Genomic DNA, 13740 nt, shown 5'->3' with positions numbered 1-13740 from the left:
CCGACGCCCACCCCGACGCCGACACCTACTCCGACTCCGACACCAACCAACTTTGGCCCACTGAGTGCGGCTTTCGTTAACGCGCAGGCAGAGGCGTTGGGTCTGACTCCAGCACAATATATGGCTTTACCCTTGGTGCAGGAAGCGATCGCCAGATTTGGTGCCGGGGCTGAGGCTTTTCTGGCGGCATTTGCAAAACGTGGCCTTGGCCTTGACGCTTACCGCAACTCCGCATTTATCAACCTTATTGCCACTGTGGCCAATGCTGATGACGCCATTCGTGTCTTTAACGCCTTATCGGACAAGCAGTTGGCCTTGCTCTATCGTTTGGGCTTGACTCGATTTGGTGGTTTACCCATTCGGCCGGCGCGAGCATTTTCACGCCTTCGCTACTCCCAAATCACCTTGACTCAAATGCTGGCCTACAGATTTACTTCAGTTCGCTTCACCGGACCCGGTGGTGTGATTGCTCCCGGCTTGTTCAATCGTCAAAGAAGCACTAATGACAATAACGACTAAGGAACTAAGGATTCTCTGAATCTCTGGTTAACTCCTTAAAATCTTGGCATTTTTTAGGGAGTAAACCCCAAACTTAATTCATCAAAAGCTGACCAACATCAATTGGTCAGCTTTTTTTGGGGATCTCGCCGATGACAGGCTCGGTGAAATGGTCTCTCCTAGCCCAGTCATGTCCGCCTGTCATCAATCTTCTCAAGTCAAATCTGATGAGGATATACCCTTGATAACAGAAGAAATTTAATAATAATTAACTTGCATTTGAACTAAAATAAGCTATAATCTAACTTAGATGCGAAAAAAACAAACTAATTTTTTAACATAGGGGCATTCAAGGGTGTGAATTTCGCGTGATTAGGGTGTACGTTCGCGAAGAGGAGCCGTCCAAATCGGTGAGATTAGCAAAAAATATCAAAAATCTATGCTAATTACAGCCAAAGCATACATTATACAAAGGAAGCGCGATCGCCCGCCGAGCTTCCTCTCTTGATGTCAAAACATCAGGGGATTTACCACGGGTTTTTGGACTATGAACGGAAAACAACAAAATTTAACCCCACAAAGCTTAGTCATCGGTAGCTTAGTCGCAGCGAGCACCGCTTTTGGTGCCATAGTCGCGGCTCCACTCTCTGCCAAAGCACAAAATGCATCTCCAGTCACCCCAAGTCCCAGTTCCCCGGTCGGCATAACGACCACCGTATTAGATTTCACCAACCTTCTCGGTGGCACAGAAACCAGCACTCAAACGACCACAACCACCACTCAACAAGGGACAACCACAACCACCACTACTACTACCAGCACTCAAACTACTTCTACAACTCAGAGCAGTTCCACTCAGGAAACAACTCAAGTTTCTACTGGTTCTACTGGTGAGGTGGTCAGTGGCAGCAGTAACAGCGAAATCTCAACTCAAGGTCAGCAAATAACCAACGTCTCCACTGGTTTAGAAGCGACCACCAGCGTCACCTCAGAAACCACCACTTCCACCGAAACCGTTGCCGTAGTCATCAGCCTTTCGCAGCAATATGCCACTGCCACAGGTCTTGATGCCGCATTAATCGCTGAATTAGCCCGCCTATTAGGAATCGACCCTGACATCTTGGTTGGCACCTTAATTTTTGATAAACTTCGTGGTCTTCAGGGGAATAAACAACTCGCCCTGGAAGCATTTATCAACGCCTTAAAAAGAGCCGGTTTATTTGGAAAAGACGCTTTCAACAATGAAGCTTTTGCCGAATTTTTTGGCAGCTATGCCACCGCTGAAGAATTAGCGGCTATTTTCAATAGTTTGTCGGAAGTTCGCATCCGTTTCTTAGCTCAGTCTGCCAAGTTCTTTGCGAATAATGGTTTCCGATTCCGGTTTGCTCGGAAAAATATCAGCTTCGCACAATTTTTCGTGTACAAATACACTGGAACTCGTGCGATTGGCTTCTCCCCGGCAAGAGGTAGTAATAATCGACGAGACAACGACTAATTTATTGAATTTATTGAAAGAATTGATCTGAGTATTTTCCGGTTATTTAAAATATCTATGGGTCAATTCCTACAAACTATTATCTCAGCAATTAGCTTTTCAACTTCATTCCTAGGCTATGCCTGGGAATGCTTTTTTGCAGAATCATTCGCCCCCTCGAATAACAAACAACCAACAACACTGGTGCAGGGGTGCAGGGGTGCGGGGGTGCGGAGGGGCTTCAGGAGCCGGGGAAGAGAGGGTGTAGGGTGTAGGGTGTAGGGTGTAGGGGGCAGAGAGGCTTCAGGAGCGGAGGGGCTTCAGGAGCAGGGGGGCTTCAGGAGCAGAGGAGCAGGGGGGCTTCAGGAGCAGAGGAGAAAAATATTTCCCCGTTCCCCGATAACTGTTCCCCGTTCCCTACCCAACAACAACCAAAGAATCCCTACCCAACAATCCACCAACAACAATCAACCAACAACAATCAACCAACAACCAAATAATCCCTACCCAACAACCAACAACCAACTAAATATAATACATAAGATTCAACTGCTGTCTAGCATGACGCTGGTTACATAAATCTTGAAGATTATACTTTTGTAAAATCCCAAAATAAGCATCACAGGCTTCTTGCCAGACTTCTCGGACTAAAATACTTTCAATCGTTTTTCGATTCATATTGTCTGGACGGTTGTTGATATCTAATCCTTCAATACAACTCACCACTTCGAGTAGAGTAATTTTCCAGGGTTCTCTAGCTAGAAGATACCCGCCCCTTGCCCCCCGTTGACTGCGAACCAAACCACCTCGCCTTAACATAGCTAATAGCTGCTCTAAGTAACGGTCGGGGATATTTTGTTGTGCAGCAATTTGCCGAATTTGTCGAGGTTCACTGTCATAATAATGAGCCGTCAGTTCTAACAAAGCTAAAAGTGCGTATTCGGTTTTACAGGTAATTTCCATATTTGTTATTTGTTGTTTGTTGTTGGTTGTTGGTTGTTGGTTGTTTGTTGTTTGTTGGTTGTTGGGTAGGGATTCTTTGGTTGTTGTTTGTTGTTTGTTAGTGCTTTCCCCTAAACCATGCATCACAAATAACGCATCAGAAATAAATTGTTCTCTTCTTCTTGATTATTATACTCCGGTTATCCACTGGGGTTTAGTAATTTTAATTCATGGTAATAAAAAAGCCCTGCGATTTGCAGGGCTAGAACTAACTTAAGCTAGGTTCAAACCAGATCAAGCGATCTGGTTTTTCCTGAACCAGAATTAGAATCTAAAGGTGGTTCTGAGAGTTCCAATTACCAGGTCATCGTTGTTGCTGTTGTGATCGGGAGCAGTCAACCAGACGAAGGCTGGAGTAATGGAAATGTTATTGGACAGTTGATATTCGTAGAAACCTTCAATGTGCAGGGAAGTATCCGCATCTTCCAGACCGGCTAATGCTCCATCACTGCTGGTGACTTTGGGTTCCATGCCCACAATCAGACCCAGTTGGCTTCCCGGAGGACCCGCATCGACCCCTAAAGTCACCGCCCAGTTCCAGGCAGCCATGTCACCGTCTAATCCTGAATCTTTGATATTTGAATCAGTGTAACCCAACCAGCCACCGAGTTTAATCGGCATATCAGCAGTTTCGTAGCCGAATTGCAGGCCGTAGGCATTGGTGGAAGTGGTGAAACCAATGGAAGAAACTGGGGTGGCAAAAATGCTCCCTGTCTGGGTGTCTTTGTTGTAGGCATTAACGTAGGTTAAACCCAGTTTTAAGCCATCAACAGGTTTTAATACCAACTGAGCTATAGCGCCGTAAGGCCCATCAAACAAACCATTTTGGGGGAGGGGGCTGGCCGCAGAACGACCCAAGTTGTCATTACCAGCTAAATAACCCAAGCTGACTTCAGCTTTGCCAGCATCGTAGGTTAAACCGACACCAGTACCAGTCACCATGTTATAAATGGGCGGGCGAGTCCCAAAGCGAGATACGGCACCACTGCCACCATCGCCATCTAAGGGCACCACGGTGCTGGCGAAATCATCCACGGCTCCAGCATTGGCAATAAAAGCAATCCGAGTCTTTTCACCCAGGTTGGTGCTGTACAGCAAGGAATCCAAGCGGAAAGTGGTGTCTCCATCTTGGTCAAGTCCGGCATTAAACATCAAATCGCCTTCAGGGGTGAAGGTGTTGTTCTGGGCAAATGAATCCAGACTGGCGACTTGCAGGCGAGTCCGCAGTAAGTCTTGACCGGAGAAACTGGTGTCGAAATTGAGACGAGTCCGAGTTCCCAGGGCAAATTCACCGTTGACATCAGCGTTAGTCGCACTACCACCATCAGCAGCAACCAAGGCAAAGATGGATTCGCCAAATAGTTTGGTAGTGGTGGAGAATTGATTGGCTTCGAGTTCGGCGGTACGCACTTCTAGGGCGTTCACCTGACCGCGCAGCAATTCCAGTTCAGCGGCAAATTCATCCATTAATCTTTGGATGGCGAGGAGGTCTTCTCTAGTCACTTCCCCTTGTACCTGGCTGATCAAGATTTGAATCTGATCCAAACAACTATTTAAACCAGCGGCAAATTCATAGCGAGTCAACGCCCGACTGCCCCGGAAAGTGCCATCAGGATAACCGGCAATACAACCGTAGCGTTCCACCAGGTTCTGTAGCGCTTGGAATGCCCAGTCGGTGGGTTTGACGTCTGATAGCTGAGATACGGAAGTTAACTGACCGGCTGAAGTATTCGCAGAACCTTCTCGGCTGTACTGATTCAGTCTTTGGATGACGTTTTGCTCGTTGGAGCGGGTCTCAGTAGCTTGAGCGATGATTTCTGGTTGACTGGGGAAATTCACCTCGGAGGCAAACACAGAAGTGACTGGCTGCACTTGAGAGGTTTGAGTTTCACCCGCTTCAGTTTGTCCTAAATTGGACTGGGCTTCACCAACAGCATAAGCTGAAGATGAGACTAACAAGGTCGCCCCTAATAATGCTGGGCTAACCAACAGAGAACTCCATAAGATTTTAGACATTTTCCCTCTTGTCCTCACACCTTTTTTATCGAGAGACTAACGGTCTATTTGGCTAGATTCTAGCAAGAGCCATTAGCTTTTGTCAGGTGACAGCGCATTTGGGCGCTTAACCTGTGTTGGGTATTGTTTGAATCCTGCCACTTTGAAGATGGCTGATATATCTGAGCTTATATCTAGGGGATTGGCCACTATATACTCAGCCTAGAGTACCATTGACGATCGCCTAATATTTGTGGTCTGATTTCGGCCAACCAGTCGTCTCTGCAATCTTCTTGCCGGAGATATCTGATGATTCAGCATAACCAGGGTTTATTTAGGCAGTCAATGCAGTGGATCTCCTTTGCTATTTCACTCTTTGTCAGTTTTAACCTAGATTATGTTTCAGTGGCCTGTTAGGGTTTCCTGAAAATTAGGCTAAATAAATTCACTCCTGAGTTGCTTTTGGGCAGATGCTCAATGGTTTCTGGTCTTGATTTTAGCCTCCCCATGACGCATAAGCTTAAGTTTACAGGGTTTTTGGTTCAACAGTAAACGCTACGCTCATACTACATCATAAGTCACCGATCGGGATGGATAGCTGCGTTATTATAACTTCACTGGTCTTTCGGTGCCATGTCACCCTGGACAACAGCAATCATGCCGATGGTCAAGATGGCTATGCTTAAAGCCAATACCAAATACTGATGGCTAATTAGATTTTAGACCAATTTTAGCTCAATTTTAGCTCAACTTTAGATCAACTCGATGATGTTTCATGTATAGCATTCCGCTCATTCAGCGATCGAACAGATACATGAGAGAGTGCCCCTCGATCAGGGCGATCCGTCAAAGCCCGATAGCCTATAACGATGCTGCCTTGGTTTCAAAGTTCCTATCCCACTTCGATCGCGGTTGTCACCAACTATTTTAATCCCAATATTGCTCAGAGAATGAGAAACTCTGTCTAGGTAATTAATCGATACTTACTGATAGCGATCTATATAATCCGGAGATTTTATCGAGGTTTTCTCTAGTTGAAAATCGAATTCAGTTGCTTAATTTTCAGGCCGATAATTTTGGAGCTTGACCAAAAAATCCTAAAGCTTCGGGGCTGATGGAACCTGTAGTGGGAATTTTAGGCATGACGTTTTAAATAATAGATTTTTTTATTTTACTCAAAAAATAAAAAAATCTTAGACTTTAGCGATGACCTTTTCTGGAGCAGATCGCTTACCTGTTATTAATCTTACCTGTTCTTAATATTGTTAATTTAGCTTGATGCCACGGTTGGTTGACTGCTGCCGTTAGGCAGATTCTAATTGGATGTTGTCGAGTCTGTGGCCAATGACGGAGAAAACTTGCCGCTGTTCAAACAGCAGCAAAAATTCCCGGTTGATTTTCTTTTGTGCGGCTTCTTGGTGGAGAATTTTTAAGGCAGTTTCTACTGGCAGTCCCCGTTTATAGGGGCGATCGCCTGCGGTGAGGGCATCATAAATATCTGCAATGGTCATCATTTGAGTTTGCGGGGGAATGTCATCGGCTTTTAAGCCGAGAGGATATCCGGATCCATCAAGTTTTTCGTGATGACCATAAGCCAGGGTTGGCACGTCTTTGAGATCCTTTGTCCAAGGAATTTGCTTGAGAAATTCATAAGTATAAGTCACATGAGATTCAATATCAAAACGTTCTGCGGGAGTTAAATTGCCTTTGCGAACCATTAATTGCTCTAGTTCTTCTGCGGTCAGCAAGGGTTTGAGTTGGCCATCAACATCTTGATAAACATATTGGGAAAGTTCTTTCAAACGAGCTAAAGGTTCTTCGGCTAAAACTCTTGGTTCGTTGGCTTCGAGTAGCACCTCCCAGTATTGATCTAACTGTTCTAGTTGCTGGGCGAGTTTGGCGTCAAGGTTGAATAAATCTTGACAATGTGGACAGCTTGTTTCATGGTTACGATGTCGGCGATCGGGATGCTCGACTAAATAGCGAAACTTATTTTGAGCGCATTCAAATTGTAAAGTCCGCTTGGCTAAAGCAAAGCGGTGTTTTACCAGTTCTAGTTGACGGGGATACAGTTTTTTCTGTTTGACTAAAATGGCTTCCGGGACTCCGACTTTGCCAAAATCATGGAGCAAAGCAGCGTAGCGAATTTCTTGGATTTGGCGATCGCTAAAATAAAGAGAACTAAAGACACCGCTGGTGACAGTATTCGCTTCTTGACTCAGCCGGACGGTGAGTTCTGCCACTCGTTCGGAATGGCCGTAGGTGCAAGGGTCTCTAGCTTCAATCACTTGCACCGATGCTTTGACAAAACCAGCAAACAGCTTTTCAATACTTTCCTGGAGATCGTTTCGTTCAATAGAAATTGCCGCTTGAGAGGCTAAACTCCGCAAAATTCGCTCTTCCCAGTCGGAATAAGGTTGAGTGACATCAAGACCATTTTCTGGTGTAACTAATAAATCCCAACTCTTCTTGCGGTTAATCAGTTGGAGCACCCCCATGATTTCCCCTTCCTGGTTCTGCATGGGTAATACGAGCACTGATCGGGTATAATAACCAAGCTCATGGTCAAAACTGCGATCGAGACTGTAGGGAACATCTGAGGGCAAATCATAAGCATTGGCAAGGTTCAGGGTTTCACCTGTAATGGCAACATAGCCAGCCAAACTTTTCTTGGTGATTGGTAACGCAAATTCTGCAAAAGATAGGCTGGGCAAAGAATCATTTTGAGCCACTTTAAACAAAAGCTTGGGAATGGTTTCACTGCGATCTACTAAATAGACACTGCCTGCATCGCTACAGGTTATTTCCCGACTTTTGGATAAGATTAAATTCAATAATTTGCCTAAATCATAAGTGCTCGACAGCGCAGATCCAATATCTAATAATTTTTCAACAATTTCCGCTCTGGCAGCGATATTCTGCTGTAATTCTGGATTTTCTATTTCTAGGTTGCTAGGTGTCAATGTTTGATGGCTGTTCACGGGTTTACCTTTTCCTAAAATGCTTCCTGCTTAGATATTTTTAGGCGCGTTTATTGGTTTTTGACTCTCGGCTGGAGGATCTAAAGATGAAGATGGCAATCTGCTAGGCAGAGATTTTGTATCCGTGTTTAGAAATCGAGGGAACCTTCTTTGGTCCTTCTGAAAAGTTATTTTTTCCTAGCCAGAGTAAAAATCCTAGCAGTGAGAAGAATTGAATCTAACCCCCGCCCCCCCGCCTTCGCGGGGGCAGGCTGCATGGGGGCAGGCTTTATAAACTAGAAATTACGGTGGCTAGGTCAAAATCCAGTTCTGTGAGGCCACCAGCATCGTGAGTGGTTAAACTCACGATTACTTTGTTATAAGAAATTGTGATATCTGGGTGATGACCTGCGGCTTCAGCCGGTTCGACTAATTTATTCACCCAGGCGATCGCCTCCACAAAGTCTTTGAAGGTTTTTTGGCAGCGAATTTCTTTCCCTTCAAGGTGCCAGCCGGATAGCTGGCCAACTTTTTCTTGAATTTCTGTTGCACTTAATAACTGAGCCATTAATGTCACCGATCATCAGGTTTAGTCAAAATATCTAGCGAGTTGAGTATTGCCACAACATTTTTCTGGGGGTCAGAATAAGTTCGGCGGTCTCTGCTCTTTAAATCCGCTCACCACATTTAAGGAAATAGTAGCGGATTCACTCTTGCTGTGAAAACAATTATAGCAATCAATGAACTGGTAGATTTATGGTCAGCCAAGTTAAATGGTAAAGGCTGAAGCCTTAGAAATGTCAAAGTTTTTGGTACTCTCGAAAAGAGAAATGCTCCTAACCGTAAGTTAAATTGAGAGTTGAAATCCCCGTGCGTATTGATTTAGTGACTTTATTTCCTGATTTTTTTACCACTCCCCTGGAGTCTGGGCTTTTGGGTAAAGCCCTGGAAAAAAACATTGCTACCGTAAATCTGGTGAATCCCAGGGACTTCGCTACCGATAAGCACCGTAAAGTGGATGATGAACCCTACGGGGGTGGCGTGGGTATGGTGATGAAACCAGAACCGATTTTTGCCGCCGTAGAATCTTTACCTGTATTAGCACGTCGCGAGGTGATTTATCTAACCCCGCAAGGGGAACGAATGAATCAATCTCTATTTAAGGAGTTGGCCAATAATTACGATCAACTGGTTTTAATTTGCGGTCACTATGAAGGGGTTGATGAACGGGTGATGAATTTAGTCACTAGAGAAATTTCTTTGGGTGATTTTGTGCTGACTGGGGGGGAAATTCCCGCCCTGGCGTTGATTAATGGGGTGGTGCGTTTGCTGCCGGGAACCGTGGGGAAAGTGGCATCCCTGATGGCGGAAAGCTTTGAAGTTGTTAACGGGTTGGGGTTGCTGGATTATCCTCACTATACCAGGCCGCCAGAGTTTCGCGGCTGGAAAGTGCCGGATGTGCTGCTTTCGGGCAATCATGGGGCAATTGCCCAGTGGCGATCGCAGCAACAATTGGAACGCACCCAACAGCGGCGCCCAGATTTATTGAGTCCAGGGATGACAAATACAAACCCGCCAAAAGTTTCGACTCAAAATGACGATCCCACGTGAAATAGGCTATACCTGGATCATAGAAAGCGCCCGTTTGGGTTTTGAACTATTAACCATGCGTAAGTTTAATCTCATCCTCGCCACTTTTTTAGCCTTCTTATTAATCAACGAAGTAAGCATTCGTCCCCAAAGAGGAAATTTTAAAGAGTGGCTGACAACAGATTCATCCGTCGCTTCTGCCAGAAGAAGCAGTGGGGGTTCAAGTCGTGGAGGTTCTTTCAGTAGACCTTCTCGTTCCACACCGAGTCGTTCGTCTGGCAGTAGCAGTCCCAGTCGTTCTTCCGGTAGCAGTAGCAGTCCGAGTCGTTCTTCCGGCAGCAGTAGCAATCCGAGTCGTTCTAATTCTTCCAGTGGCAGTAGCTCTGGAAGCAGTACCCGTGATTCTGCCAGCCCCAGTTCAACCTCTGGATCGACCACATCTAGTCCTACTTCCTACCCTGCCAGGGGTCAAACTGGGGGACGGGCTCGCGGTGGCTCGTTTAATCAGCCGACGGTAGCCCCAGCACCAGTTACTCCGAACAATACCCATAACAGTCCGTCCACTTCTACCCCGGTTACTCCCTCGACTGGGACATCCACGGGTGGAACCTACTATGTGCCAGTGGTGCCCCACAGTCGTCCCAGTTCTGTGGAAATAGAAATCGAAAATAATACGATTGTTGTCCCACCGTCGCAACCAGCGCCACAGCCCTACTTGGCTCCTGTTCCCAATAATTCGGTCAGTCCAGAGACTTCGAGTCAGACACCTCCAGCGAATGTAGCGCCGAATGCGGCCACGACCGCGACGAGCAGTGCTTCAGCATCTCAAGGGTTTCCTTGGGGATGGGTGCTATTTTTCTTGGTGATTGGCGGTGGGGTGGCGATCGCGATAGCGTTGCGGAGCAATCTCGCGTGGTATCTTCTGGCCAAAAAGAATTCCACCCAAGGAACTGCCAAGGAACTAGAGAATGATGTGGTCACGGTGACTAAATTACAGATTGCTTTACTAGCAAATGCTCGCGATCTGCAATCACAACTACAAGACCTCAGCTACAATGCTGACTTAGAAACCCCTGAAGGCCGGGTGGAATTTCTGCAAGAAGCGGCTTTATCTTTATTACGACATCCAGAATATTGGAGTCACGCTTTTTCTAGTTCTCAAACGGTGAAAAGTCGCGAACAAGCCGGACAAGTTTTTGAACAATTATCTATTGCTGAACGTAGTAAATTTAGTGCGGAAACTTTTAGTAATGTCCAAGGCCAAGTCCGGGAACGCTCTAATATCGCTAAAAGCGATGATAACGATCCAGCCGCTTATATTGTGGTGACTTTGTTGATTGGTACGGAAGACGATCGCCCTTTGTTTGCTTCGATTCATTCAACGGAAGAATTACAGCAAGCTTTACAACGGGTTGCCGCAATGACCCAGGATTATTTGTTGGTGGTAGAGTTACTGTGGACTCCCCAAGAGGCAACCGATAGTTTGTCTTACGATCAGCTATTGACTGGTTATGCGGATCTGGTGCAACTTTGAGTTTTTACCACAAAGACACAAAGGACACAAAGGTTAGAAAGGTTAGAAAGGTTAGAAAGGTTAGAAAGGTTAGAAAGGTTAGAAAGGCTTAGAGCAAGAGAAATAGGGATGAATATTCCACGCCTACATCAAGAAACTATTGAAGAGGTTAAAGAACGGGCTGACATTTATGATGTGGTCTCCGAATATGTGGTGCTGAAAAAACGGGGAAAAGACTTTTTGGGGTTGTGTCCATTCCATGAGGAAAAAACCCCCAGTTTTACGGTCAGCCCTAGTAAGCAAATGTATTATTGCTTTGGTTGTGGGGCTGGCGGTAATGCGATTAAGTTTCTGATGGAAATTGGCAAGCATTCTTTTGCTGAGGTGGTGTTGGATTTGGCGAAACGCTACCAAGTGCCGATTAAGACTTTGGAACCAGAGGAACGGCAAGAATTTCAGCGCCAACTTTCCATGCGGGAACAGTTGTATGAAATTTTGGCGATCGCAGCTAGTTTTTATCAGCATACTTTACGTCAGCCCCAAGGCAGTCAGGCTTTAGATTATCTCAAATCTAAGCGTCAGTTAGGGGAAAATACGATTCAGCAGTTCCAGTTGGGTTATGCCCCACCCACTTGGGAAACCCTTTACAGTTATTTGGTGCAGCAAAAACGCTATCCGACGGAGTTGGTGGAACAAGCGGGGTTGATTAAGCCCCGGAAGTCTGGGGGCGGTTATTATGACCAATTTCGCGATCGCCTGATGATTCCGATCCATGATGTTCAAGGACGGGTGATTGGGTTTGGGGGTAGAACCTTGGGAGATGACCAGCCCAAATATCTCAATTCTCCAGAAACGAGAGTTTTTGATAAAGGCAAAACTCTGTTTGCTTTAGATAAAGCTAAAACTGCGATTGGTCAAGCAGACCAAGCGGTGGTGGTGGAGGGATATTTTGATGCGATCGCCCTTCATGCTGCCGGAATTACTAATGTTGTGGCTTCCCTAGGAACTGCCCTCAGTCTCCACCAAGTGCGCCAACTATTGCGCTATACCGAATCTAAACAAATTGTCCTGAATTTCGATGCTGATGTAGCGGGAATTAAGGCGGCAGAACGGGCGATCGGGGAAATTGCGAATTTGGCTTATTCTGGAGAAATCCAGTTAAGAATTCTCACCATTCCTGATGGCAAAGACGCCGATGAATTCCTCAAAACCAGTGGTTCTCCCGAACCTTATAAGCAACTTTTATTAGATGCCCCGTTATGGCTTAACTGGCAAATTGAACAAATTTTAAAAGGGAAAAATCTCCAAGCTGCGGATGAATATCAGCAAGCCTATAGAGAAATATTGCAATTATTGACTCAATTGGATCAGAACGACACCCGGATTTATTATGTGAATTATTGCGCCGAACGCCTCAGCCAAGGGAATACTCGTCTCATCCCGATTCTGGCTCAAGATATCCTCAAACAAATTAACCGACCGCAAAAAAAGAGCGATTTAAGTGCCAAGAATAGTAGCGAAAAATCAAGGCAAGAAAGCAGAGAAAATCAGCAACCGCCAAGGGCAGATTTAATTCAAGAATCGGCACGAATGCCGGAAGAATTATCAGAAGAACCCAGTTATGAGATTAGCGACGATACCAGAGATAATATCAGTATTGTTTACTCAGTAGAGGCGAACGGCCTTTCGCCCCTACTGGCAAAGTCCCCAAGAGTCTTAACCAATATTTCCCCTAATACTCTGCTAGAACAAGCAGAAGCTAGATTGCTACGTCTTTACTTACATTGTCCCGAATATCGGGCAATTATTATTGATACTTTAGAAGAGAGAAATTTAGATTTTACTTTATCTCATCACCGATTATTATGGCAGCAAATTGCCCAAATAGAAAGTGCCGATCGCGAAGCGTGCCGGATGGCATTAAAAGAAATAGATATTCGGCGGGAATATCCAATCGATACACCGGATAAATTAATCTCAAAACTGCACGATTGTTTAATCAATTACCCAGAGTTTTATGGCAAAATTTCGCCATTATTTCATTTAGACGAATATACCGAGAAAGATATTTTTAGAGTGGAAGAATTAATTCAAGATGCGGCATCATCAATGGAAAGAGCAAACTGTGAAGAACTTTCTCGATACTATTTGAAGCTATGGCAAGAGACTAACGCAACGACTGACCCAGAAAAATGGCAGCAGTACGGTGAGCAATTATATCAAGCAAAGGAGCGAATTAAGGAATTAGATGAAAAATTAAATTGGCATTATTATTATCGATAATTATTGGCTTTAAATTAGCTAATTTACAGCAATTTTATATTAAATAAACCACAATGATTTGTAGGGGCGAAGCATGACCGCAGACAAATTATTGCTGAAAATATTGTAAGGGCGAAGCATTCCGTAGGGGCGAATGGCCATTCGCCCTTGTACGGGCGAATGGCCATTCGCCCCTACTGCTTATAATATTAGATGGACTACCGGAATGCTTCGCCCCTACGGTCATGCTTCGCCCGATAGTGGTTTGTTAATCTGAAAACCGCTGTAAGTCAATAAAATCGCAAATTATGGTTGATTTAAATCTAAGAAAACGCCCCATTGGGTTTGGTTTTTGTTGCAATGGGTTTAAATCCATTGCTAACCCCCGTCTTCACGGGGGCAGGCTTAACGCTATTATAGATTAATTAGTGCGATTCGTTCACGCG

10 protein-coding genes are annotated in these 13740 nt (G+C 45.2%); 6 read left to right on the top strand and 4 right to left on the bottom strand.

All coding sequences use genetic code 11. The features are described 5' to 3' along the window. Together AM228_RS34655 and AM228_RS34650 are read left to right on the top strand one after the other, a co-directional pair. On the top strand, nucleotides 1-519 hold a 519-nt coding region (locus AM228_RS34655; protein ID WP_231636968.1), incomplete at its 5' end, for a hypothetical protein. 526 nt (nucleotides 520-1045) lie between these two features. Beyond that, on the top strand, nucleotides 1046-1993 hold the full coding sequence (locus tag AM228_RS34650; RefSeq protein WP_054470093.1) for a hypothetical protein: 948 nt from the start codon (nucleotides 1046-1048) through the stop codon (nucleotides 1991-1993). Between the two features lie 504 nt (nucleotides 1994-2497). On the opposite strand, the gene AM228_RS27460 is transcribed toward AM228_RS34650, so the two are convergent. From AM228_RS27460 to AM228_RS27445, 4 genes are all read right to left on the bottom strand, one after another. Next, on the bottom strand, nucleotides 2498-2935 hold the full coding sequence (locus tag AM228_RS27460) for an Rrf2 family transcriptional regulator (protein ID WP_054470097.1): 438 nt from the start codon (nucleotides 2933-2935) through the stop codon (nucleotides 2498-2500). A gap of 303 nt (nucleotides 2936-3238) precedes the next feature. Further along, the gene (locus AM228_RS27455; RefSeq protein WP_054470092.1) at nucleotides 3239-4990 is read right to left on the bottom strand and encodes an iron uptake porin; all 1752 of its coding nucleotides are present in this window, start codon (nucleotides 4988-4990) and stop codon (nucleotides 3239-3241) included. 1283 nt (nucleotides 4991-6273) lie between these two features. Continuing rightward, on the bottom strand, nucleotides 6274-7950 hold the full coding sequence (locus AM228_RS27450) for an HD family phosphohydrolase (protein WP_082349183.1): 1677 nt from the start codon (nucleotides 7948-7950) through the stop codon (nucleotides 6274-6276). A 268-nt stretch (nucleotides 7951-8218) separates the two neighbouring features. Beyond that, nucleotides 8219-8497, bottom strand: coding sequence for a 4a-hydroxytetrahydrobiopterin dehydratase (locus tag AM228_RS27445; RefSeq protein ID WP_054470091.1), 279 nt, complete (start codon nucleotides 8495-8497; stop codon nucleotides 8219-8221). 302 nt (nucleotides 8498-8799) lie between these two features. Between AM228_RS27445 and trmD the strand changes: the two genes are divergently transcribed. The 4 genes from trmD to AM228_RS36495 all read left to right on the top strand — a co-directional run bounded on the left by trmD (nucleotide 8800) and on the right by AM228_RS36495 (nucleotide 13571). Further along, nucleotides 8800-9540: a tRNA (guanosine(37)-N1)-methyltransferase TrmD gene (gene trmD / locus AM228_RS27440; protein ID WP_054470095.1), complete on the top strand. Its 741-nt coding sequence runs from the start codon at nucleotides 8800-8802 to the stop codon at nucleotides 9538-9540. Then, nucleotides 9524-11053, top strand: a complete 1530-nt coding sequence (locus AM228_RS31345) for a DUF1517 domain-containing protein (RefSeq protein ID WP_082349180.1) — start codon at nucleotides 9524-9526, stop codon at nucleotides 11051-11053. Before trmD ends, AM228_RS31345 begins: the two co-directional genes overlap by 17 nt. Nucleotides 11054-11161: 108 nt before the next feature. Beyond that, nucleotides 11162-13315, top strand: a complete 2154-nt coding sequence (dnaG, locus tag AM228_RS27425) for a DNA primase (protein WP_054470088.1) — start codon at nucleotides 11162-11164, stop codon at nucleotides 13313-13315. A 133-nt stretch (nucleotides 13316-13448) separates the two neighbouring features. Beyond that, nucleotides 13449-13571 (top strand): hypothetical protein, encoded by a 123-nt coding sequence (locus tag AM228_RS36495; protein ID WP_255353281.1) that lies wholly within the window; start codon nucleotides 13449-13451, stop codon nucleotides 13569-13571. Nucleotides 13572-13740 lie beyond the last annotated feature (169 nt).

It is taken from the genome of Planktothricoides sp. SR001 (genome assembly GCF_001276715.1).
GTDB lineage: Bacteria > Cyanobacteriota > Cyanobacteriia > Cyanobacteriales > Laspinemataceae > Planktothricoides > Planktothricoides raciborskii.
Note: the sequence above shows the minus strand (reverse complement) of the source record. Positions and strands in the feature narration are given on the sequence as shown.